Consider the following 20,898-nt stretch of genomic DNA (forward strand, 5'->3'; position numbering starts at 1 on the left):
CCCAACCCGTCCGTAGCCATGCTCGAAGGAGAGTCCATCTATGGCTGACACCGCCACCCTGAGGACGGAGCCGCTCGCCAGCGCCGTCCGCAAGGCGACCCGGCACCTCATGCCGATGCTCGTCATCCTGTACTTCGTCGCGTTCCTCGACCGCACCAACGTCGGCTTCGCCGAGGCCGCGCTGCAGACCGACCGCGGCATCTCCGCGGGAGCGTTCGCGCTCGGCGCCGGCATCTTCTTCATCGGCTACGCGATCTTCGAGATCCCGTCGAACCTCGCGCTCAAGAGGTTCGGCGCCCGATGGTGGCTCGCGCGGATCGCGATCACGTGGGGCCTCGTCGCGGCGGCGTTCGCGTTCACGACGAACGACACGATGTTCATCATCCTGCGGTTCCTGCTCGGCGTCACCGAGGCCGGGCTCTTCCCCGGCGTCATCATGTTCCTGGCCGAGTGGTTCCCGAACAAGGTGCGCGTGCGCATGTTCGCGATCTTCTACCTCGCTCAGCCGTTCTCGCAGATGCTCGGCGCTCCGCTCTCCGGCGGACTGATCAGCTTCGGCGACCAGTACACGCCGTGGGCGGGCTGGCAGGTGATGTTCTTCAGCGAGGGCATGCTCGCGGTCATCGCCGGTGTGGCGGCGATCTTCCTGCTCATCGACACGCCGCAGAAGGCCAAGTGGCTGAACGACGACGAGAAGCGCGCCCTGATCGACGTGATGGCGCGTGAGGACGCTGTGCGCCAGGAGGACGGCCCGACCGGCATCTGGCGCGCGATGGCCAACTGGAAGGTCTGGTACTTCACGGTCATCTACTTCTGCCTGCAGATCGCGGTGTACGGCACCACGTTCTACCTGCCGCAGCAGGTGGCGGGGCTCCTGGGCCAGGACGTCGGATGGCAGGTCGGCCTCGTCACGGCGATCCCGTGGCTCGTGGGCCTGTTCGCCTGCTACTACTTCGGCAACAAGGCGGACACAGTGAGGCGCCGTCGCAACTGGGGCGCCACGTTCTACGTCCTCACGGGGGCGTTCATCGTCGGATCCGCGTGGGCGGGGGCGACGGACCAGCCGCTCCTCGGCATCCTCTTCATCACCGTCGCGGTCGCGAGCTTCCTCTCGGTGGGCCCGATCACGTGGTCCTTCCCGACGGCGTTCCTCACCGGCACCGCGGCCGCGGCCGGCATCGGCCTCATCAACTCCCTCGGCAACCTCGGCGGCTTCGTCGCCCCGCTCATGCGCACGGCCTTCAACGAGGCGATGCCGACCGAGAGCGGCGCCTGGGGCGTGGTCTCGCTCGGGGTGTTCGCGTTCCTCGCTGCCGCCATGATGCTCGGCACGCGCTTCTTCCGCGCGAAGGCCGACGACCTGCTCGACGACGCGCCCGCGCAGACCCCGGCCCACTGAGGAGGACCCCATGCCCCGCCCTGTCATCGTCCTCGACGACGACCCCACCGGCACGCAGACGATCCGCGGCGTCCCCGTCCTGACGCGGACGGACCCCGACGATCTGCGGTGGGCGTTCGGTCAGGGCGGGGAGGGGTTCTTCATCCTCACCAACACCCGCAGCCTCGGACCCGCCGAGGCCGCGGAGCGGGTGGCCGGCGTGGCCGCCGCCGTTCGCGGAGTCGCGGCCGAGCTCGGCGTCGATCCCGTGTTCATGGCGCGCGGCGACTCGACCCTGCGCGGGCACTTCCCGCTCGAGACCGACGTGCTCGCGGCCTCCGAGCCGCGGCCCGTCGACGCCGTGCTGCTCGTCCCCGCCTACATCGACGCCGGGCGCATCACGGTCGACGGCGTGCACCTCGTCGTCGGCTCCGACGGCACGCGCACGCCCGTCGGCGAGACCGAGTTCGCGCGCGACGCGACGTTCGGCTTCCGCGAGTCGGCGCTGCCGCGCTGGGTCGAGGAGCAGACGGGCGGGCGCGTGCGCGCATCCGACGTCGCGCAGATCCGCCTGTCCGACATCCGCGAGGGCGGGCCGGATCGCGTGCGCGCCATCCTCGACGAGGCGCAGGACGGGCGGGTCGTGGCCGTCGACGCCGAGCACGACGACGACCTGCGCGTCGTGGCGGAGGCGGTGCAGCGCGCGGAGGCGGATGGCCGGAGGCTCGTCTACCGGTCGGGGCCGTCTTTCGTGCGGGCGCGGCTCGGCCAGCGCGCGAGCAGCCCCGTGGCGGACCACGAGCTCGCGGCGCCGGAGGGCGGCGCACCAGGCGGGCTCGTGGTGGTCGGATCGCACGTCGCGATGACGACGCGCCAGCTCGAACGGCTGCTCGCGGACCGCGAGCTGCCGATCATCGAGCTCGACGCGGCGCGCCCGTCGGACGCCGCGCACCGTCGCGCCCTCGCCGATGCGATCGTCGCGGCGCTCGAGCGCGGCACGGTCGTCTTCCGGACGAGCCGCGCCCTGCGGCGCGGCGACGACGCCGAGGGCAGCCTCGCGATCGCCCGCGAGGTGAGCGCCGCGGTCGTCGACGTCGTGCGCGAGGTGCTCGAGCGCCGGCAGCCCGCCTTCCTCGTCGCGAAGGGAGGCATCACGTCGTCCGACGTCGCGACCGAGGCGCTCGGGATGAGCCGCGCCGAGGTCGTGGGCACGGTGCTGCCCGGCATCGTCTCCGTGTGGCGCCCCGTCGACGGCCGCGCGCCGGGGCTGCCCTACGTCGTGTTCGCCGGCAACGTCGGCGGCGACGACGGCCTCGTGCACGTCGTCGACCGCCTCGAGCAGGCGACCGCGCGGACCGGCCGCCGCTCCGCGGGCTGAGCGGCGCACTCTACCGTGTCGATCGAACGCGATCGGGAACTCTCCGGACACCGTCGACACGCGCGGGAACGCGGGTAGTCGCCGGGTGCTCCGGATGGCTAGGTTGGGTGCCATGGTCGGACGCATTCCCGTGATCGACGTCCATCCGCTCATCGAGGGCGGCGAGCTGCCGGCGAAGGCGACTCGGGGCGAGCCCCTTCCCGTGCGCGCGACGGTCTTCCGCGAAGGCCATGACCGTCTCGGCGCCGAGGTGGTGCTGATCGATCCGGATGGCGCGCGGCGCACGCCGGTGCGCATGCGCGAGATCGCGAAGGGCACCGACCGCTACGAGGCGTGGGTCACCCCCGACGTCGAGGGCGCGTGGACCTTCGAGGTGCACGGATGGTCCGACCCGCTCGCGACGTGGGAGCACGCGGCGAGCGTGAAGATCGCCGCCGGCGTCGACGTCGACCTCATGTTCCTCGAGGGGCGGCTGCTGCTCGAGCGCATCGACGCGGCGGCGCTGTCGGCTGCCGAGCGCGAGGTGCTGCAGGGCGCGCTCGAGGCCGCGACGGATGCGTCGCGGCCGGCGGAGGCGCGGATGGCCCAGCTCGCGAGCGACGAGGTCGTCGCGCTGTTCCGCGCGCATCCGCTTCGCGACCTGCTGACGGTCGCGGGGCCCTACCCGCTGTACGCCGACCGTCCGCGCGCGCTGTTCGGCAGCTGGTACGAGTTCTTCCCCCGCTCCGAGGGCGCGAAGGTCGACAGGAAGACGGGCAAGGTCGTCAGCGGAACGTTCAAGACCGCAGCCAAGCGCCTTCCCGCGGTGGCCGCGATGGGCTTCGACGTGCTGTATCTGCCGCCCATCCATCCGATCGGCGAGATCAACCGCAAGGGGCCGAACAACACGCTCACGCCCGGGCCGGACGACGTCGGATCGCCGTGGGCGATCGGCTCGAAGGACGGCGGGCACGACGCCATCCACCCCGATCTCGGGACCTTCGCCGACTTCGACGCGTTCGTGAAGAAGGCGAACAAGCTCGGCCTCGAGGTCGCGCTCGACCTCGCGCTCCAGGCTGCCCCCGACCATCCGTGGGTGAAGGAGCATCCGGAGTTCTTCACGACGCGGGCCGACGGGTCGATCGCGTACGCGGAGAACCCGCCCAAGAAGTACCAGGACATCTACCCGATCAACTTCGACAACGACTTCGACGGCATCTACGCCGAGGTGCTGCGCGTCGTCCGGCTGTGGATGAGTCACGGCGTGCGGATCTTCCGCGTGGACAACCCGCACACGAAGACCGTGCAGTTCTGGGAGAAGCTCCTCGGCGAGATCCGCCGCACCGACCCCGACGTGCTCTTCCTCTCGGAGGCGTTCACACGCCCCGCGATGATGCACACGCTCGGCGCGGTCGGCTTCCATCAGTCGTACACGTACTTCACGTGGCGCACCGCGAAGGGCGAGATCGAGGACTACCTGCGCGAGGTCGCGACCGAGAGCGACCACCTCATGCGGCCGAACTTCTTCGTGAACACCCCCGACATCCTCCACGGGTTCCTCCAGTACGGCGGCCCCGCGGCGTTCCGCCTGCGGGCGGCGCTCGCCGCGACGGGCTCGCCCTCGTGGGGCGTGTACGCGGGCTACGAGCTCTTCGAGCACGTCGCGGTCAAGCCCGGCAGCGAGGAGTACCTCGACAGCGAGAAGTACCAGATCCGCATCCGCGACTGGGAGGGCGCGGAGCGCGAGGGGCGCACGCTCGCGCCGTACCTCACGCGGCTCAACGAGATCCGTCGGGCGCACCCCGCTCTGCAGCAGCTGCGCAGCCTCGTCATCCACTGGACGGACGATGACCACGTGCTCTGCTTCTCGAAGTCCGATCGCCAGGGCGACACGGTCATCGTCGTCATCAACCTCGATCCGCACGGGACGCGCGAGACGATGGTCCACCTCGACCTCGCGGCGGCCGGCCTCCCCGAGGTGTTCGCCGTCCGCGACGAGATCACCGGCAGCGAGTGGACGTGGGGGCGCGACGCGTACGTGCGGCTCGACCCCGGCCACGAGGTGGCCCACATCCTCGCCGTGCGCGACCCGCACGCCGAGCCGGCGCCGAGCCCCGCCGCCGACATCCCGAGGGGAGCGTCATGACCGCGTCATCGCCATCCGTCCTGCCCATCGATCCGGCGATCCTCGCGCAGATCGCCCACGGCGAGCACGGCGATCCGCACGCCGTCCTCGGGCCGCACCCGCACGACGGCGGCGTCACGGTCCGGGTGCTGAAGCCGCTCGCGAAGTGGGTCACGGTGCGCTATCGCCTGCCCGCGCCGACGCGCAAGAACCCCGACGGATGGGCCGCGGTCGAGCTCGCGCACGAGCACGAGGGCGTCTGGGCCGGGGTGCTGCCCGTGGCCGACGTTCCGGCGTATCGGCTCGAGGTCGCCTACGAGGGGTCGGAGCCGATCGAGCGCGACGACCCGTACCGGTTCCTGCCGACGCTCGGCGAGGTCGACCTCCACCTCATCGGCGAGGGGCGGCACGAGCAGCTGTGGACCGTGCTCGGCGCGCACGTGCATCGCTACGACGGCCTGGGCGTCGCGCCCGACGTCACGGGCACGGCGTTCGCGGTCTGGGCGCCGCGCGCCCGCGCCGTGCGGCTCAAGGCCGACTTCAACAGCTGGGATGGCCGCGAGCACCCGATGCGCCAGCTCGGCAGCTCGGGCATCTGGGAGCTGTTCGTGCCGGACGTCGGCAGCGGCACGACCTACAAATACGTCATCCTCGGCGCCGACGGCGTGTGGCGCGAGAAGGCCGACCCGATGGCCGCATGGGCCGAGGTGCCGCCGCAGACCGCGTCGCGGGTGTTCGACTCGGCGTACGAGTGGGGTGACGACGAGTGGATGGCGGCGCGCGCGTCGCGCGGCCAGGTCGACGCGCCGATGTCGATCTACGAGATGCACCTCGCCTCCTGGCGCCGCGACCGGTCGTACGCGCAGCTGGCGGACGAGCTCGTGCCGTACCTCTCCGACCTCGGTTTCACGCACGTCGAGCTCATGCCGGTCATGCAGCATCCGTTCGGCGGATCGTGGGGCTACCACGTGACGGGCTACTACGCGCCCGACAGCCGGTTCGGCGATCCCGACGGCCTGCGCCTGCTCATCGACCGCCTGCACCAGGCGGGCATCGGGGTCATCCTCGACTGGGTGCCCGGCCACTTCGCGACCGACCCCTGGGCGCTCGTCCAGTTCGACGGCGCACCCCTCTACGAGGACCCGAACCCCCAGCGCGGATGGCACAAGGAGTGGGGATCGCACATCTTCGACTTCGGGCGCCGCGAGGTGCGGAACTTCCTCTACGGCAACGCGCTGTACTGGCTCGAGGAGTTCCACGCCGACGGTCTCCGGGTCGACGGCGTGGCATCGATGCTCTACCTCGACTACGCGCGCGAGCCGGGGGAGTGGACCCCGAACATCCACGGCGGCCACGAGAACCTCGAGGCCGTGCAGTTCCTGCAGGAGCTGAACGCGACCGCCTACAAGCGCGTGCCGGGCATCTCGATGATCGCCGAGGAGTCGACCGCGTGGCCCGGCGTCACGCAGCCGACGAGCGCGGGCGGCCTCGGATTCGGCTTCAAGTGGAACATGGGATGGATGCACGACACGCTGCAGTACCTGCAGCGCGACCCCATCCACCGCGCGTATCACCACGGCGAGATGACCTTCTCGCTGGTCTACGCGTGGAGCGAGAACTACGTCCTGCCGCTGTCGCACGACGAGGTCGTGCACGGCAAGGGCTCGCTGCTGCGCAAGATGCCCGGCGACCGCTGGCGCCAGCTCGCGACGCTGCGCGCGTACTACGCGTTCATGTGGGCCCACCCCGGCAAGCAGATGCTCTTCATGGGCTCGGAGTTCGGCCAGGAGGCGGAGTGGGCCGAGTCGCGCGAGCTCGACTGGTGGCTGCTCGACCACCCCGAGCACCGCGGGCTGCGTGACGCGCTCCGCGACATCAATGCGCGGTACCGCGAGTCGCCCGCGATCTGGCGATCCGACGCCGACCCCGGCTCGTTCGCGTGGGTCGAGGCCGACGATGCGGCGGGGAACGTGTTCGCGTTCGTGCGCCGCAGCGGTGACGACGAGATCCTCTCGGCGACGAACTTCGCGGCCATGCCGCACCACGGGTACCGCCTCGGCTTCCCGGGCGACGGGGAGTGGGAGGAGTGCCTCAACACCGACGCCGAGGCCTACGGCGGCTCGGGTGTGGGCAACCTCGGCGCGGTCACGGCGGTCGCCGGCGAGCACAAGGGATGGCCCGCGCACGCGGAGGTCGTGCTGCCGCCGCTGTCGACGGTGTGGTTCCGGCGCAAGCGCTGACGCGGCGTCGGCGGGGGCGCGTGGCGCGCTTGTCCGGGGCGACGTGTCTTGCCGGGGGCGGGCGTGTCTCGGTCGCGGTGGGCGTGTCTCGGTTGGCGTGGGTTTGCGCGGGTATTTCGGCGTGGCGTGAGACATGGTGTGCCCGGCGGGGTGGGCGTGTCTCAACCGCGGTGGGTATGGGCGGGGTATTCCCGCGTGTCGTGAGACATGGTGTGCCAGGTGTGGTGGGCGTGTCTCAACCGTGGTGGGTATGGGCGGGGTATTCCGGCGTGTCGTGAGACATGCACACCCGCGGCCACGCGAGCGTGTCTCACTCGTCGCGGGTATCCGGAGGCGGAACCCGCGACGAGTGAGACACGTGGGGCGGCGTCAGCCGCGCTGGAGCCAGACGGTCGTCGCGCCGGGGAGCTCGTCGCCCTCGAGCGGCCAGCTCGAGAGGAGCACCTCGCCCTCAGGCAGCGGAACCGGGGTGTCGCCGAAGTTCGTGACGCTCGTCCAGCCGCCCGGGCGCGAGAACGCCAGCACGTCGCCCGTGGTGAGCTTCTCATCCCACGTCAGCGCCTCCGCCGCCTGGAGCTCGTGCCGCAGGCGGAGCGCCTCGCGGTAGAGGTTCAGCGTCGACGCGGGGTCGTCGTCCTGCGCCTCGACCGAGACCTCGGCGAACCAGGCCGGCTGGGGCAGGTGCGCGCCGTTCGGGCCGAAGCCGAACGACGAGCCGCTCGTCGTCCAGGGCAGCGGCACGCGGCATCCGTCGCGGCCCACCTCGACGCCCTTGTTGCGGAAGAACGACGGGTCCTGCCGCGCCTCGTCGGGGATGTCGCCGACCTCGTGCAGACCGAGCTCCTCGCCCTGATACAGGTACGCCGAGCCGGGAAGCGCGAACTCGAGCAGCGTCGCCGCGCGTGCACGGCGCACGCCGAGCTCGCGGTCGAGCTCCTCCTCGGGGGCGCCGCGGAGCAGCCAGTCCTTGCTGGGGATGGCCATGATCTCCGACGTCTCGACCTTCTCGGTCGGCGTCGGCAGACCGTAGCGGGTCGCGTGCCGGACGACGTCGTGGTTCGAGAACACCCACGTCGTCGACGAGCCCGACGCCGCCGACAGGGCGAGGTTCTCGGCGATGATCGTCCGGAACTGCGCGGCGTCGAAGTCGGCCTGCAGGAGGTCGAAGTTGAACGCCTGGCCGAGCCCCTCGGCGCTCGCGTACCGCGGGCGGCGCGACGTCTCGACCCACGCCTCCGCGACGGCGATGCGCGGCGGGTCGTACTCGTCGAAGACCTTCCGCCAGTCGGCGTAGATGTCGTGCACCTCGTCGCGGTCCCACAGGGGGTGCTGACCGGGCTCGGTGATCGCCTTCATCTCCTCCTTGGAGGGCAGCTCATCGGGGAGGTGCTTGGCGAGGCCGTGCGCGACGTCGACGCGGAACCCGTCGACACCCCGGTCGGCCCAGAAGCGCAGCGTCGTGCGGAAGTCGGCGCGGACCTCCTCGTTGTCCCAGTTGAGGTCGGGCTGCTCCTTCGCGAAGAGGTGCAGGTACCACTGCCCGTCCTCGACGCGCGTCCACGACGGGCCGCCGAAGATGCTCTCCCAGTCGGCGGGCGGCAGCTCGCCGTTCTCGCCGCGTCCGTCGCGGAAGATGTAGCGGTCGCGCGCGGGCGACCCCTTGGGCGAGCGCAGCGCCTCCTGGAACCACGCGTGGCGGTCGGAGGAGTGGTTCGGCACGAGGTCGACGATGAGGCGGATGCCCGCGGCATGGAGCTCGCGGACCATCTCGTCGAACTCCTCGAGGGTCCCGATCTTCGGGTCGACGTCGCGGTAGTCGTCGACGTCGTAGCCGCCGTCGGCGAGGGCCGACGGATAGAACGGGCTGAGCCACACCGCATCGATCCCGAGAGCGCGCAGGTACGGGATGCGCGAGATGATGCCGCGCAGGTCGCCGATGCCGTCGCCGTTCGCGTCCGCGAAGGAGCGGGGGTAGATCTGGTACACGGCGGCCTGGCGCCACCAGTCGGCCTCGCCGAGGAGGGTGGGTTCGGATGTCGCGGTGAGCGTGGTCAAGGGATGTCTCTCCTCAGTGCGGTGCGGATGGCGGATCGTGCGGTGTGCGGATGGCGGGTCATGCGCGGGTCAGCCAGGCTGTCGCCGCGCCGGGGAGGAGGTCGCCGTCGAGCGGTGCGCTCGCGAGGACGACCTCTCCATCGGGAAGGGCGACGGGAGCGTCGCCGAAGTTGGTCACGCTCACCCACCCGCCGGGGCGGGAGAAGGCGAGCACATCGTCTCGTCCGAGCTCATCGTGCCATGCGAGCGTCTCGTCCGACTGCAGCTCGCGGCGCAGTCTCAGGGCCGCGCGGTACAGGCTGAGGGTCGAGGCGGGATCGCCCTCCTGCGCCTCGACGGAGACGTCGCCGAACCAGGCCGGCTGCGGCAGATGCGCGCCGTCGGAGCCGAACCCGAACGATGAGCCCGAGCGTGCCCAGGGGAGCGGCACGCGGCATCCGTCGCGCCCGAGCCCGTCGTAGCTCCAGGTCGGCTGTCCGACGGACCGGTGGTACGCGGGATCCTGCCGCTGCTCGGCGGGGATGTCGCCGACCTCGTGCAGCCCGAGCTCCTCGCCCTGATAGAGGTACGCGCTGCCGGGGAGGGCGAGCAGGAAGAGCGTGGCGGCGCGCGCTCGACGCAGCCCGAGCGCGAGGTCGACGCCGTCGGCTGGCGCGCCCGCGAGCATCCACTCGACGCCCTGCTTGACGCGGCGTCCGTTCAGCGGAGGCAGGCCGTAGCGCGTCGCGTGGCGCGTCACGTCGTGGTTCGAGAGGACCCAGGTCGACGACGAGCCCGTGGCCGCGGACTGCGCGAGGTTGTCGGCCACGATGCGGCGGAACGCGCCGGCGTCGAAGTCGGCCGTGAGCAGGTCGAAGTTGAACGCCTGGCCGAGGCCGGCGGGGGAGGCGTAGCGCGCGCGGCGCGCGGGGGAGTCGACCCACGCCTCGGCGACCGCCGTGCGCGGCGGGTCGTACTCGTCGAAGACCGCGCGCCACTGCGCATAGACCTCGTGCACCTCGTCGCGGTCGAGCAGCGGATGGCGCCCCGAATCGCGGTCGAGGGCGTCGAGCTCCGCCTGCGAGGGCAGCGGGTCGGCGAGCTCCTTCACGAGCAGGTGCGCGACGTCGATGCGGAAGCCGTCGACGCCGCGATCCGACCAGAAGCGCAGCGTCGTGAGGAAGTCCTCGCGCACCTCCGCGTTGTCCCAGTTGAAGTCGGGCTGCTCCCTCGCGAACGTGTGGAGGTACCACTGGCCGTCGCCGACCGGCTCCCATGCGGATCCGCCGAACACCGACGGCCAGTCGGCGGGCGGGAGCTCGCCGTTCTCGCCGAGACCGTCGCGGAAGATGTAGCGGTCGCGCGCAGGCGAGCCCTTCGGCGCGGCCAGGGCCTCGCGGAACCACGCGTGCTGGTCGGACGAGTGGTTCGGCACGATGTCGACGACGACGCGGATGCCGGCCTCGTGCAGCGCGGCGACCATCTCGTCGAACTCGGCGAGCGTGCCGATGCGCGGGTCGACGTCGCGGTAGTCGGCCACGTCGTATCCGCCGTCGGCGAGCGCCGACGGATAGAACGGGCTCAGCCACACGGCGTCGACCCCGAGCGCGCGGAGATACGGCACGCGCGAGACGATGCCGCGGAGGTCGCCGATCCCGTCGCCGTTCGCGTCGGCGAACGACCGCGGGTAGATCTGGTAGACGGCGGCCTGGCGCCACCAGTCGGCGCCGGCGGGCGCGATCTGCTCTGACATGACGTGGGATCCCCCCTGGGAGCAAGGGGCGGATGAGCGGGCGCGGCCCGCTCATCCGCCCGTGGACGGTTCGGCGCTCAGCCCTTGACGGCGCCCTGCGTGACGCCCTCCATGACCCAGCGCTGCGCGAACAGGTAGGCGATGATCGCGGGCGCCATCGCCATGAGGTACGACGCGAACGCGACGTTGTAGTTGCTGCTGAACTGCGTCTGGAACAGGTTCTGGCGAACGGGCAGCGTCTGCAGGTTCGCGTCGGAGATGATGAGCGACGGCATCATGAAGTCGTTCCATGCGTAGAGGAACGCGAAGATGCCGACCGTGGCGCTCATCGGGGCGAGGAGCGGGAAGATGAGCTTCCAGAACGTCTGCCACGTCGAGGCGCCGTCGATGCGCGCGCTCTCCTCGAGCTCGAGCGGGATCGACCGCAGGAACGCGGTGAACAGCAGCACGCTGAAGCTCAGCTGGAACATCGTCGCGAGCAGGATGACCCCGAGCGGGTTGTCGAGGCCGACCCGGCCCGTGAGCTGGATCTGCGGGAGGGCGACGACGGGGAACGGGATGAACATGGCCGCGAGCAGGTAGAAGAACGACCAGCGGAACAGCTTGCGATCCCAGTTGCGGACGATCGCGTACGACGCGAACGCCGCGAGGATGATCGTCGCGACGACGGTGCCCGCGGTCACGATGAGCGACATCGCGAAGCCGACCGGGAACTTCGTGAGCTGCCAGGCGTCGATGAACCCCTGGATGCTGAACGGCATCGGCAGCGAGAACGCGTTGCCGTCGACCGCCTGCGAGCTCGTCTTGAACGCCATCGAGACGGTGACGTAGAGGGGCAGGAGCACGGTGATCGCGCACAGGAACAGGATGACGGTGGCCGACCAGTTCACGCGCTCCATGCGGAAGCGCGGGGCCTTGCCGGCGGCGCTCGTGACGATGGCTCTCGTGCTGCCGGTGGGGGCGGTGTGCGTGGACATCAGAGTGCGCTCCTTCCGCGCGTCACCGACAGCTGCAGGACGGCGATGATGACGGTGATGATGAAGAACAGCGTCGCTGTCGCCATCTGGTAGGCGTAGTCGCCCGTCTGGAAGCCGCGGATGATCGTCATCGCGATCGTGCGGGTGGAGGTGCCGGGGCCGCCGTTCGTGAGGCCGACCACGATGTCGTACGAGTTCAGGAAGTTCTTGAAGCCGAGGATGACGTTGATGACGACGTAGCCCGCGACGAGGGGGAGCGTGATCCGCAGCAGCTGCTGCGGCTTGGACGCGCCGTCGATGTCGGCGGCCTCGTAGACCTCGCCGGGGATCGACAGGAGTCCCGCGATGTAGATGAGGAGCGTGCCGGGGATCGACTGCCACGCGGTCACGATGACGATGCCGAGCCAGGCGAGGTCGGGGTTCGCGAGGATGCTCTCCTCGAGGAACGGGATGCCGAGCGCGGCGCCGGCGCCGGGGAGGGAGTTCTGGAAGAGGAACTGGAAGACGTACGCGATGATGATGCCCGACACGACCATCGGGATGACGAAGATCGCGCGGAGCCCCATCTTGAAGCGGATGCGCGCCGTGAGCCCCACCGCGAGGAGGAACGCGATCACGTTCACGACGACGACCGTCACGAGCGAGAACCCGAAGGTGAACAGGAAGCTCGAGAGGATGGCCGGGTCGCTGAAGGCCGCGATGTAGTTGGTGAAGCCGATGAACTTCCAGTCGCCGAGGCCGATGGAGTCGGTGAAGCTGAAGACGATGCCGATGACGCCGGGAAGCGTGATCGCGAGCGTGAACAGCAGCAGCGACGGCAGCAGGAAGAGGTAGTAGATCGGCTCGACCCGCTTGCGGCTGCGGCGCACGCGGCGGTCGCCGCCGGTCACGATCGTCGTGGTGGTGCTCATTCTGCCGTCTCCTCGGTCGAGACCGCCGGCTGGCGGAAGGCGAGGCGGGCCCAGTCGGCGTCCATGGTCTGCAGGACCGAGGAGGCGTCCGCGCCGAGGACGAGCGACTGCGCGTAGTTCTCGGTCGGGATGGCCCGCGGGTTCAGGACGCCGGGGCCCTGGTAGACCGCGCCCTCGTTGTAGTAGCCGATCATCCCCTCGACGCGGGGGTCGCTCGGGTCGTCGCCGGTCGTCGTCGGCACGAAGCCGAGCTGCGACTCGTTGTACTCCTGGATGAGCTCGGGCTGGAAGAGGTGCTCGAGGAACGCGAACGCGCCCTCCTTGTTCTCCGCCTCCTCGGGGATCATCGTGACGAGGTCCATGTTGACGCGCACCTTGAGGTCGGCCGGGTCCTCGGTCATCGGGAGCGGGAAGGTGCCCAGCTCGAGGTCGGGGTTCGTCTTCGCGATCTCGCTGAAGGCCCACGGCCCCTGCAGGTACATCGCGCCCTCGCCGTTCGCGAAGGCGACGTTGCCCGCGTCGTAGCCGCGGCTGCTCGCGTTCGGCTGCGTGTAGGTGCTCGCGAGGAGCTGCATCTTCTCGATCGGCTCGAGGAAGTCCTTCTGGAAGGACACCGGCGAATCCGGGCCGACGTCGGTGCCCTGCGCGGCGAGCTGGTCGTAGAAGTCGAGCACGTCGAGGGATCCGCCGATCGCGTAGTCGAACCATCCCTGGTTCGCCGTCCAGGCATCCGCGAACGTCGCGTAGAACGGCGCGACGCCCGCGGCCTGCAGGGTGTCGCAGACCTCGATGAGCTCGCTCCACGTCTGCGGGACCTCGAGGTCGTGCTCCGCGAAGATCTCCTTGTTGTAGATGACCGATGCGGCCATCACCGAGTACGGGAGCGCGGTCGTGCGGCCCTCGCAGACGCCGTACTGGTCGAGGAGGGGCTGCATCTCGGGGCGGATGTCGGCGGCCGCGTCGGTCTCGGACAGGTCCGTGAGCGCGCAGCGCTGCACGAAGCGCGCGACCTCCTGGTTGTAGTTCGCGAGCATGAGGTCGGGCGGATTGCCGCGGACGAAGCTCGCCGCGATGACGTCGGGGCCCGACGTGTCCATGACCACCTCGTACTCGTCCTGCGACGCGTTGAACTCGTCGACCACCTCGGTCATGAACGAGATCGCCTCGCGCTTGCTGAACGTGAAGTGGACGGTCTCCCGTCCGCCGGCGGAGCAGCCGGCGAGCAGCGACGCGGTCACGGCGACGCCGATCCCGGCCGCGGCGACCCTCGTCGCTCTTCTCAGTCCCAAAGACATCGTCGTCCTCTCCTGCGTCTCGATTTATTCAGCGAGTAAATCTAGACTGCGAATATAACGGGGACACTCTCTCACCGCCAGTCGGGCGGCGTCAAGACCCCCAGTAAGGTCGAGAACATGGCTCACGGCACGGCGAACTCGCCCCAGGTGCTGCGTCGGATGAACTCCGGCGCGGTGGTGCGCTTCGCCCTGCGCGTCGCGGAGTTCACGGCGGCCGAGGTGATGGCGGAGACCTCGCTCACCCGCGCGACGGTGCTCGGCGTGTGCGACGACCTCGTCGAGGCCGGATGGCTCGTCGAGCTCGAGGACAGCCGCGCCGCCGGCCTGACGAGCAAGGGGCGTCCGGCACGGCGCTACCGTCTGCGCGACGAGGCGGGGGTCGTCGCCGGCATCGACGCGGGCGAGCACCGCTTCACCGCCATCGTCGCCGACCTCCGCGGGAAGGTGCTCGGCGAGGTCGGCGCCGACGCGCCCGCCGTCGACCGCCGCCCCGGTACCGCGGCCGAGCGCAGTCGCGCCGAGGCGGCGGACGAGCGCCGCGCGCTCTCCGTGCGCCTGCTCGACGAGGCCCTCGCGGCGGCGGGGGCCCGGCGTGACGATCTGCTCGTCGTCGTCGTCGGCGTTCCGGCGCCCGTCGACGCCGACGGGCGCTCGCCCGCGGGAGATCGGGACTACTGGAAGACGATGAACCCGGGCTTCGCGGACGCGCTCCCCGGCCCGTCCGTGGTCGTCGAGAACGACGCCAACCTCGCGGCGGTCGCCGAGCAGAGCCACGACGGTCAGGCCCACACGGCGAACGTCGCGACGCTGCTCTCGGGGGAGCGCCTCGGCGCGGGCGTCATCGTCGACGGCCGGCTGCTGCGCGGAGCGCGCGGCGGAGCGGGCGAGATGCGCTTCCTCGACATCGTGGAGGGAGCGGGGAGCCCCGACGGCGTCGGCGCGCTCGCCCGCATGTGGGCGCAGGACGCCGTCGCGCACGGTGAGCGGAGCGCCCTGGCCGAGCTGCCCGTCGACGAGATCACGGCGCGCGACGTCTTCCGCGCCGCCGCCGACGGCGACGCGCTCGCCGCCGGCATCCTCGATCGGCTCGGCGACCGCATCGCGCGGGTCGCGCTCGTCCTCGCGAGTCTCCTCGACATCGAGCGGGTCGTGATCGCCGGCGCGATCGCGGAGGCGATCGAGCCGGTCCTCGCGCGTGCGCGGACGGTGCTCGCGGAGGAGTTCTACCCGCCCGTGCCCGAGCTCGTCGCGAGCACCCTGGGGCGCGACATCGTCGTCCGCGGCGCGGTCGAGTCGGCTCGCGCCCGCATCCGCGAGGAGCCGCTCGCCTTCGTGCCGCGCCGCTGACACGGCGATGGCCGGCGCATCCCCCGACGCGCCGGCCACCTGTGCCGCTCGATTCCCGGCACGCTCACATGCCGTGCACGCTCACACTCAGTTCGTCTTGCGTCGACCCGTGATGAGTCCCCAGATGAGGAGGACGATGATCGCTCCGCCGATCGCGAGCAGCCAGCTGCCGAGATCCCAGAACTGGTCGACTCCCACTCCGAAGAGGGCCGTTCCGATCCATCCGCCGAGCAAGGCTCCGACCACGCCGAGGATGAGGGTGGCGATCCAGCCGCCGCCCTGGTTGCCCGGCAGGATGGCCTTCGCGATGGCTCCGGCGATGAGGCCGAGGATGAGGAATGCGATGAAGCCCATGACTGCTCCCTTCTCAAAGCGGTGCGCGGATGTGCGCCGCTGATGCAAACCTAGGGGCGACGGCGGCAGCGGCGCATGGGCTTGACAGCGATGACTCGGCGGCGGTAACCGGGCCTCAGCAGTGCGCGAACACGTGCGCGGGGTCGCCGCGCGGGGTCGCGTCGCGGTCGCGGAGGGTGATCGGATGGTCGCCCGCGCGACGGGCGCACGCCCATTCGAACGCGGTCCGCGTGATGCCGTCGCGCTCGACGGCGCCCGTGTCGTCGTACTCGATCTCGAGCACGCGGCCCGGGTAGCGGTAGTCGGCGCACTCGTCGTGGAGCTCGCACTCCTCGGCGACGGCGAAGTCGAAGCCGAGCTCAGGGCCGGACGCCCCGAGCTCGGCGGTGTTCTTCTGCGCGACGGCCAGCCCGAGCCGGTGCGCGAGGGGAACGATCTCCGCCATGTAGGCGAGCGCGTGGTCGAGGGTCTGCAGCCCGTGCGAGCGCTCGTGCTGATCGAGGTTGTCGGGCTCCACGGCGTCGTAGCCGTCGTCGGCGCACCCGCGCAGCCACGCCGACTGGATCTGGAGCAGCGCCTCGCGCGTGGCGGCGGTCCGGATGTCGAACAGGGCCTCGTTCCACTCCTCGTCGACCACGAGAGCGCCGTCCGCATCGCGCAGCAGCAGCTCGGGGTGAACGGCGTCCCACCACGCGGTCGTCCCCTCGAGGGCGGGGTCGGGCCCCGACGCGGGGTCCGGCTGGGTCTGGAAGAGGTTGACGTAGCAGACGCCGTAGGCCCCGTCCGCGGGCGCCTCGATGCGGTCGCGCACGACGATCGTCACCTCCGGGGCGGGCGCGTACGCGCCGCCGAGCTGGTAGTCGAGCACGCCGTCCGGAGGGGGAAGGCGGATGCCGTCGTCGGCCGCCGCGCATCCCGCGACGAGCGCGGCGGCCGCGAGCAGCGCGGCGGCTCCGCGGATCCGCCGCATCAGGCGGGCGGGAGCCGGAGGATGTTCGACTCGCCGACCTCGAGGTCGTCCGAGAGGCGGATGGTCCGCGCGAGGTCCTCGATCGCCGGCAGCAGCGTGCGGAAGCGCTCGCGGTCGGGCGATGCCGCCTGCAGCGTCACGAGCTGCGTGCCGGTGTCCCACGTGTAGGTCGCCGAGAGGAGGGAGCGCTCGCCCTGCGGCATGTCGATGACGAGCTTCTCGCCCTGCCCGAGGAACGGCGACCGGAAGTCCTCGGTGTCGTCGTACTCGATCGGCATCATGGCGCGGGCGGTCCGCAGCTGCGCCGTGAGCTCCTGGACCTGGGCGATCGCGACGAGGAGCTCGGGGTCGTCCTTCCAGACCCACGCGAGGATGCGGCCATCCGATCGGCGCATCATCGCGCGCGCCGCGCGATTGGCGATCCAGGCGAGGAATCCCGACCCGGGAGCGCCCTGCGGGAGGCCGGCGCTCCCGAGGAGCATGCGGATGGCCGCCTTCCGGTGGCGGCCGCCGCGGAGTCCGCGCCCGGTCACGGGCACCCAGCGGGTCGAGTCGGCGTCGGCGAGCAGGCGCGTCATGGGTCCAGGGTAGGGGCTCGGATAGCGTGGATGCCTGTGAACGGTCAGGTGCTCCCCGCTGTCGTCGCCGTCCTGCTCGGGGCGGTGTTCGCGGTGCTGCTGTTCGTGCCGTTCGTCGCCGTGCAGTATCGGCGGGAGGGCCGGCTCACCCTCCGGCAGCTGCTGCTGTGGGGCGCCTTCCTCGTCTACGGCCTCGCGCTGTGGACGTACACGCTGCTTCCGCTCCCCGACCCCGACGCGATCCGCTGCGCGGCGCCGCAGCTGCGGCCGTTCCAGTTCGTCGACGACATACTCGACTACCCGGTCGGCTCGCTCTCCGCCCTGCGGCACAATCCCGCGGTCATGCAGGTCGCGCTCAACGTGCTCCTGTTCGTGCCGCTGGGGTTCTTCCTGCGCCTCATCTGGCGGCGCGGCGTGCTCGTCTCGACGCTCGTCGGGTTCGGGCTGTCGCTCGCGATCGAGACGACCCAGGTCACGGGCGTCTGGGGCATCTACCCCTGCGGGTACCGTCTGTTCGACGTCGACGACCTGCTCGCCAACACCGCGGGAGCCCTGCTCGGCGGCGCCCTGTCGCTCGCCGTGCGGCCGCTGCTCGCCCGCCGCGATGCACGGCCTGTGGCGGACGCCCCGCGCCCGGTGACGATCTGGCGGCGCCTGCTCGGCATGCTGTGCGACGCGCTCGCGGTCGCGCTGACCGGCGGTGCGGCGGGCATCGCCGTGAACGCGTGGCAGCTCTACGTCGTCGGCGTCCCGGCTGCGCAGCTGGATCCCGCCGCCCCGAACGCCGCGGCGACCGCCGTGCCCTTCGTCCTCCTGGGGGCGGTCGTCCTCGTGACGGGCGGCACGGTGGGCGACCACGCCGTCCTCGTCCGGTGGGAGGGCGGGGTCGGGCCCGCGCCGGCGGCCCGCGCGCTGCGCTATCTCGCGGGCATCGGCGGCTGGCAGCTCCTCGGCATGCTGACGTCGCCGCTCGACGCGCTGTTCGCCGTGGCGAGCATCGTCGCGCTCGTCATCGCGACCGAGCGCGGCGGACTGCCGGGCGTCGTCTCCAGGATGCGCCCGGTGGATGCGCGCGCAGGGGCTCGGGTCTAGGCGGCCCCGCGCGTCACTGCCGGCGGCGGAGGACCAGGAGCCCGGCGCCCGCGAGCACGAGCACCACGGCGCCGCCCACGATCCAGGGCACGAGGTCGTTGCCGGTGCTCGCCAGCGCGGTCGAAGCGGAGAGGAGGGTCGTCGTCACGCGCCCAGTCTGCCTCATGCCCGCCCCGAACCGGGAGCACCGCCCCCGCGGCCGTCCAGGCGGCGCCGGTAGCCTGGGCAGGTGAACGACGCCCTCGCCCGTGCCGAATCGCTCATCGACCTCACCCCGGACTACCCGGAGCCGGGCATCCTGTTCCGCGACATCTCGCCGCTGCTGGCCGACCCCGAGGCCCTCCGCGTCGCGTGCGCCGCGCTCGTCGAGCCGTTCGAGGGCCGGTTCGACATCGTCGGCGGCATCGAGGCGCGCGGGTTCCTGCTCGCGGGGTATGTCGCAGCCGTCGCCGGAGTCGGTGTGCTGCCGATCCGCAAGGCCGGGAAGCTGCCCAAGCCGGCGGCCGCCGTGTCGTACGACCTCGAGTACGGGTCGGCGGCGATCGAGGCGCCGGGCGTCCTCAAGCCGGGGGAGCGCGTCCTGCTCCTCGACGACGTGCTCGCGACCGGCGGGACACTCGCGGCCGCCCAGCAGCTCATCCGGGACCTCGGCGCCGAGGTGGCCGGGTCGGCCGTCGTGCTCGAGCTCGTCGATCTGGGCGGCCGGGCCGTCGCGGGCGACGTGCACACGCTCTTCACGGCGCACGAGTCCGCCTGACGCGGCGCGTGAGGCGCTCGTCATGAAGTGACTCCTTCACGAAACGCCGAGGCAACACCGCGTCATTAGCGTCGCGGCATGACGACCTCCTCCCGCGACGCGAACACCGTCGACTCGATCCCGCCGCTCGCGCGGCTGTTCCCTCTCGGCCTCCAGCACGTGCTCGCAATGTACGCGGGCGCCGTCGCCGTCCCGCTCATCGTCGGCGGCGCGATCGGCCTCGGCGGCGCCGACCTCGCGTACCTGATCAGCGCCGACCTCTTCGTCGCGGGCATCGCGACGATCGTGCAGTCGATCGGGTTCTGGCGGTTCGGCGTGCGCCTGCCGCTCATGCAGGGCGTCACCTTCGCCGCGGTCGGCCCCATGATCGCGATCGGAACGCAGCACGGCATCACGGCGATCTACGGCGCGACCATCGCCTGCGGCCTCTTCATGATCCTCGTCGCGCCGTTCTTCTCGCAGCTCCTGCGCTTCTTCCCGCCGCTCGTCACCGGCACCGTCATCCTCATCATCGGCCTGTCCCTCATGGACGTCGCGGCCGGATGGGTGATCGACGGCGCGGAGGACGGCGCTGCCGACCCGCTGAACCTCGCCTTCGCGGCCGGGACCCTGCTCTTCATCGTCCTCGTCGAGCGGTTCGCTCCGCGGGCGCTCGCCCGCATCTCCGTGCTCCTGGGGCTCGTCGTCGGCACCCTCGCCGCACTCGCTGTCCCCGGGATGGTCGACTGGTCGGGCGTGGCCGACACGGCGTGGTTCGGCATCGTCGCGCCGTTCCACTTCGGACTGCCGACCTTCGAGATCGCCTCGGTCGTCTCGATGCTCGTCGTGGGCCTCGTCATCATGACCGAGACGACGGGCGACATGATCGCCGTCGGCGAGATCGTGGAGCGCCCCGTGGGCCGTCGTCAGCTCGCCGACGGGCTGCGCGCCGACGGGCTCGGCACCGTCATCGGCGGTGTCTTCAACACCTTCCCCTACACCGCGTTCGCCCAGAACGTGGGGCTCGTCTCGCTCACGGGCGTGCGCTCGCGCTGGGTCGCGACGATGGCGGGCGGGATCCTCGTCGTCCTCGGCCTGCTGCCGCCGGTCTCGGCGATCGTCGAGGGCGTCCCGCGGGCCGTGCTCGGCGGCGCGGGGATCGCGCTGTTCGGGATGGTCGCGGCCAGCGGCATCCGGACGCTCGCGAAGGTCCGCTTCGACAACCGCAACGTGCTCGTCGTCGCGGTCTCGGTCGGCATCGCCCTGCTGCCGACGGTCGCGCCGGAGATCTACGCGCGCTTCCCCGACGCGTTCACGCTCATCTTCGACTCGGGCATCTCTGCGGGCGCGATCGCGGCCATCCTGCTCAACCTCCTGCTGAACTCGCGCTCGGCGAAGGAGAGGTACGGCGCCGACCCGGTCGTGGGGTCGTATGACGGCGTGCGCTCGACCGCCGCGATCGCCCTCGTCTCCTCCGAGGCGGTGGGGGCCGGTCTCACCCCTGTGCGGTTCCGCGACGAGAGCGGTCAGGAGCTGCCGGCCGTCGACAAGGAGGGCAACCCCGTCGACGCGCACGTCGTCGCGCCCGAGGGCGACCCCGGCCGCTGAACGGCCGCCCTCGGCGGGCGGGGCGGGCAGGGCGAGGAGGGTCTTGTCCAGGTCGCACTTCGCGTCCGTAAGGGGGCTTTTGGGGACGCGGAGTGCGACCTGGGCGGGGAGGGTCTCGCCGGGGTCGCACTTCGCGTCCGTAA

The 20,898-nt window shown here is 71.3% G+C and carries 17 protein-coding genes; 8 read left to right on the top strand and 9 right to left on the bottom strand.

The window, feature by feature from the left end; genetic code table 11:
- Positions 1 to 40: 40 nt before the first annotated feature.
- The 4 genes from M1D56_RS01260 (at position 41) to glgB (ending at position 7,100) form a co-directional block, all read left to right on the top strand.
- Positions 41 to 1,399 carry an MFS transporter gene (locus M1D56_RS01260; RefSeq protein WP_271173409.1) on the top strand — a complete coding sequence of 453 codons (1,359 nt, stop codon included), beginning with the start codon at positions 41 to 43 and terminating at the stop codon, positions 1,397 to 1,399.
- 10 nt (positions 1,400 to 1,409) lie between these two features.
- Positions 1,410 to 2,756: a four-carbon acid sugar kinase family protein gene (locus M1D56_RS01265; RefSeq protein ID WP_456284427.1), complete on the top strand. Its 1,347-nt coding sequence runs from the start codon at positions 1,410 to 1,412 to the stop codon at positions 2,754 to 2,756.
- 94 nt (positions 2,757 to 2,850) lie between these two features.
- Positions 2,851 to 4,881: a maltotransferase domain-containing protein gene (locus tag M1D56_RS01270; RefSeq protein ID WP_456284428.1), complete on the top strand. Its 2,031-nt coding sequence runs from the start codon at positions 2,851 to 2,853 to the stop codon at positions 4,879 to 4,881.
- The gene (gene glgB, locus M1D56_RS01275; protein ID WP_456284429.1) at positions 4,878 to 7,100 is read left to right on the top strand and encodes a 1,4-alpha-glucan branching protein GlgB; all 2,223 of its coding nucleotides are present in this window, start codon (positions 4,878 to 4,880) and stop codon (positions 7,098 to 7,100) included. The genes M1D56_RS01270 and glgB overlap by 4 nt, the downstream gene beginning before the upstream one ends.
- 369 nt (positions 7,101 to 7,469) lie before the next feature.
- Here the strand turns inward: glgB and M1D56_RS01280 are convergent, their stop codons facing one another.
- The 5 genes from M1D56_RS01280 to M1D56_RS01300 all read right to left on the bottom strand — a co-directional run bounded on the left by M1D56_RS01280 (position 7,470) and on the right by M1D56_RS01300 (position 14,070).
- A complete protein-coding gene (locus M1D56_RS01280) occupies positions 7,470 to 9,155 on the bottom strand; it encodes a glycoside hydrolase family 13 protein (RefSeq protein ID WP_271173412.1) in 1,686 nt (561 codons plus the stop codon).
- 58 nt (positions 9,156 to 9,213) lie between these two features.
- Entirely contained in the window at positions 9,214 to 10,887 is a 1,674-nt protein-coding gene (locus M1D56_RS01285) for a glycoside hydrolase family 13 protein (protein ID WP_456284430.1), read from the bottom strand.
- Between the two features lie 77 nt (positions 10,888 to 10,964).
- Entirely contained in the window at positions 10,965 to 11,864 is a 900-nt protein-coding gene (locus M1D56_RS01290; RefSeq protein ID WP_416383279.1) for a carbohydrate ABC transporter permease, read from the bottom strand.
- Entirely contained in the window at positions 11,864 to 12,775 is a 912-nt protein-coding gene (locus M1D56_RS01295) for a carbohydrate ABC transporter permease (RefSeq protein ID WP_271173414.1), read from the bottom strand. The genes M1D56_RS01290 and M1D56_RS01295 overlap by 1 nt, the downstream gene beginning before the upstream one ends.
- Positions 12,772 to 14,070: an ABC transporter substrate-binding protein gene (locus M1D56_RS01300; RefSeq protein ID WP_456284431.1), complete on the bottom strand. Its 1,299-nt coding sequence runs from the start codon at positions 14,068 to 14,070 to the stop codon at positions 12,772 to 12,774. Before M1D56_RS01300 ends, M1D56_RS01295 begins: the two co-directional genes overlap by 4 nt.
- Positions 14,071 to 14,187: 117 nt before the next feature.
- Here M1D56_RS01300 and M1D56_RS01305 point away from each other — a divergent pair, with 117 nt between their 5' ends.
- Positions 14,188 to 15,417 (top strand): ROK family protein, encoded by a 1,230-nt coding sequence (locus M1D56_RS01305; protein ID WP_456284432.1) that lies wholly within the window; start codon positions 14,188 to 14,190, stop codon positions 15,415 to 15,417.
- An 87-nt stretch (positions 15,418 to 15,504) separates the two neighbouring features.
- Here the strand turns inward: M1D56_RS01305 and M1D56_RS01310 are convergent, their stop codons facing one another.
- From M1D56_RS01310 to M1D56_RS01320, 3 genes are all read right to left on the bottom strand, one after another.
- Entirely contained in the window at positions 15,505 to 15,771 is a 267-nt protein-coding gene (locus M1D56_RS01310) for a GlsB/YeaQ/YmgE family stress response membrane protein (protein ID WP_271173417.1), read from the bottom strand.
- A 115-nt stretch (positions 15,772 to 15,886) separates the two neighbouring features.
- Positions 15,887 to 16,741, bottom strand: coding sequence for an endo alpha-1,4 polygalactosaminidase (locus M1D56_RS01315; protein WP_456284433.1), 855 nt, complete (start codon positions 16,739 to 16,741; stop codon positions 15,887 to 15,889).
- Positions 16,741 to 17,319: a hypothetical protein gene (locus M1D56_RS01320; protein WP_271173419.1), complete on the bottom strand. Its 579-nt coding sequence runs from the start codon at positions 17,317 to 17,319 to the stop codon at positions 16,741 to 16,743. The genes M1D56_RS01315 and M1D56_RS01320 overlap by 1 nt, the downstream gene beginning before the upstream one ends.
- 30 nt (positions 17,320 to 17,349) lie before the next feature.
- On the opposite strand from M1D56_RS01320, the gene M1D56_RS01325 reads away from it, so the two are divergent.
- The gene (locus M1D56_RS01325; protein ID WP_456284434.1) at positions 17,350 to 18,411 is read left to right on the top strand and encodes a VanZ family protein; all 1,062 of its coding nucleotides are present in this window, start codon (positions 17,350 to 17,352) and stop codon (positions 18,409 to 18,411) included.
- Between the two features lie 13 nt (positions 18,412 to 18,424).
- On the opposite strand, the gene M1D56_RS01330 is transcribed toward M1D56_RS01325, so the two are convergent.
- Entirely contained in the window at positions 18,425 to 18,559 is a 135-nt protein-coding gene (locus M1D56_RS01330) for an LAETG motif-containing sortase-dependent surface protein (RefSeq protein ID WP_271173421.1), read from the bottom strand.
- A gap of 81 nt (positions 18,560 to 18,640) precedes the next feature.
- On the opposite strand from M1D56_RS01330, the gene M1D56_RS01335 reads away from it, so the two are divergent.
- Complete coding sequence (locus M1D56_RS01335) at positions 18,641 to 19,168, top strand: adenine phosphoribosyltransferase (RefSeq protein ID WP_282979267.1); 528 nt, start codon at positions 18,641 to 18,643, stop codon at positions 19,166 to 19,168.
- Positions 19,169 to 19,246: 78 nt separating this feature from the next.
- Positions 19,247 to 20,755: a nucleobase:cation symporter-2 family protein gene (locus M1D56_RS01340; RefSeq protein ID WP_456284435.1), complete on the top strand. Its 1,509-nt coding sequence runs from the start codon at positions 19,247 to 19,249 to the stop codon at positions 20,753 to 20,755.
- Positions 20,756 to 20,898 lie beyond the last annotated feature (143 nt).

It is taken from the genome of Microbacterium sp. JZ101, from assembly GCF_053903175.1.

What these genes read in the sequence shown, in the direction of transcription:
- M1D56_RS01270 (WP_456284428.1), top strand. Translation starts at nt 2,851, where the DNA reads ATGGCTAGGTTGGGTGCCATGGTCGGACGCATTCCCGTGATCGACGTC.
- M1D56_RS01295 (WP_271173414.1), bottom strand. Translation starts at nt 12,775, where the DNA reads ATGAGCACCACCACGACGATCGTGACCGGCGGCGACCGCCGCGTGCGC.
- glgB (WP_456284429.1), top strand. Translation starts at nt 4,878, where the DNA reads ATGACCGCGTCATCGCCATCCGTCCTGCCCATCGATCCGGCGATCCTC.
- M1D56_RS01260 (WP_271173409.1), top strand. Translation starts at nt 41, where the DNA reads ATGGCTGACACCGCCACCCTGAGGACGGAGCCGCTCGCCAGCGCCGTC.
- M1D56_RS01290 (WP_416383279.1), bottom strand. Translation starts at nt 11,864, where the DNA reads ATGTCCACGCACACCGCCCCCACCGGCAGCACGAGAGCCATCGTCACG.
- M1D56_RS01310 (WP_271173417.1), bottom strand. Translation starts at nt 15,771, where the DNA reads ATGGGCTTCATCGCATTCCTCATCCTCGGCCTCATCGCCGGAGCCATC.
- M1D56_RS01320 (WP_271173419.1), bottom strand. Translation starts at nt 17,319, where the DNA reads ATGACGCGCCTGCTCGCCGACGCCGACTCGACCCGCTGGGTGCCCGTG.
- M1D56_RS01315 (WP_456284433.1), bottom strand. Translation starts at nt 16,741, where the DNA reads ATGCGGCGGATCCGCGGAGCCGCCGCGCTGCTCGCGGCCGCCGCGCTC.
- M1D56_RS01285 (WP_456284430.1), bottom strand. Translation starts at nt 10,887, where the DNA reads ATGTCAGAGCAGATCGCGCCCGCCGGCGCCGACTGGTGGCGCCAGGCC.
- M1D56_RS01300 (WP_456284431.1), bottom strand. Translation starts at nt 14,070, where the DNA reads ATGTCTTTGGGACTGAGAAGAGCGACGAGGGTCGCCGCGGCCGGGATC.
- M1D56_RS01325 (WP_456284434.1), top strand. Translation starts at nt 17,350, where the DNA reads ATGCCTGTGAACGGTCAGGTGCTCCCCGCTGTCGTCGCCGTCCTGCTC.
- M1D56_RS01305 (WP_456284432.1), top strand. Translation starts at nt 14,188, where the DNA reads ATGGCTCACGGCACGGCGAACTCGCCCCAGGTGCTGCGTCGGATGAAC.
- M1D56_RS01265 (WP_456284427.1), top strand. Translation starts at nt 1,410, where the DNA reads ATGCCCCGCCCTGTCATCGTCCTCGACGACGACCCCACCGGCACGCAG.
- M1D56_RS01340 (WP_456284435.1), top strand. Translation starts at nt 19,247, where the DNA reads ATGACGACCTCCTCCCGCGACGCGAACACCGTCGACTCGATCCCGCCG.